Source organism: Vibrio sp. Y176, from assembly GCF_033438945.1.
The window spans coordinates 1-1,215 of record NZ_JAWOQS010000090.1 but is presented as its reverse complement, the minus strand read 5'-3'; the positions used below and the strand labels follow the sequence as shown (position 1 = coordinate 1,215).

The 1,215-nt window shown below is 44.4% G+C and carries 1 protein-coding gene; it reads right to left on the bottom strand.

Annotated features, from left to right (window positions below; translation table 11 throughout):
• Window positions 1-423 precede the first annotated feature (423 nt).
• Window positions 424-1,215 (bottom strand): aldo/keto reductase (locus R7O13_RS24270; RefSeq protein ID WP_318304856.1); only part of this gene is annotated, 792 nt, incomplete at its 5' end.

The following is a 1,215-nucleotide window of genomic DNA, read 5'->3' as shown; positions in this document are numbered from 1 at the left end:
GTGATCTAGCCATCTGCTTGCGTGCTAACGCTGAATCATCACAGATGAGTACGGGAAAAGACATTCAATCACCTTTTTATATTCAACAATCTGCGCTGGAGTCTACCAGATTGTTACCGCATATAGTACGAGAAAACTGACGAGGAATTTGTATTTTTTGTTTATGCAGTAAGCATACGCAAGATCAATAGATGAGTGAACCTAGCCAACAAGAAACAACGCATTTCACTGTCGATTTAGTGACATCGAACAAAGCCTACTGACCATTCTCAGCCCTTGATACGCATAGGGTTGCGTTTATCTAAGCTCCAGAAAACCGAGAAAAAGTTCGTTACTTGCTAAAGTGAAGAAAGGAAAGATGAAACATCAAAAAAAGGCATCTAATAAGATGCCTTAAGTAAAATCACGATGCTAATGCGCTTTCTATGGCACACCGTGACCTTTCGAAGCAACCCAAACTCGATACCATTGCTCGCGAGTCAATTCGATATTCAGTGCATTCACGGCCGTTTGCACACGCTCAATTTTCCCTGAACCAATGATTGGAATTGGCTTAGATGGCAAGCGACGTACCCAAGCGTAAATAACTTGGTCAATGCTGGTCGCACCCACTTCTTCACGAATCGCTTCTAGCTCGTTACGAACGCGAATCGCTTGCTCGCTTTCCCCACTGAAGATTGAGCCGCCACCTAAGCAAGACCAAGCCATTGGACGCGGGCGCAACATTTGCATTTGGGCCAGCGTTCCATCGTGCGCAACCTCAAAATTAAGCGGGTTGATTTCCACTTGGTTAGTCACAAGAGGTTTACCAAGGCGCGATTGCAGCAATTCGAACTGACGCGGCGTAAAGTTGGACACACCAAAGTGCTTCACTTTACCTACTTTGTGCAGCTCCGTGAATGCTTCCGCAACTTCATCAGCATCCATCAATACATCTGGACGATGGATCAATAGCACATCGATTTCATCCACATTTAAGCGCTCAAGTGAGTTGTTCACTGATTGGTAAATGTGTGCCGAACTTGTGTCGTAGTGATTAATTTTGCGTTCAGGTGTTTTGTCACCACACAAATTAATGTCACATTTGGTCACGATCTGGATTTGGTCGCGAACACTTTTATCCAAGGCTAACGCTTCACCAAACAACGCTTCACATTCGTAATTACCGTAAATGTCTGCGTGATCGACCGTAGTGATCCCTAACTCAATATGTTG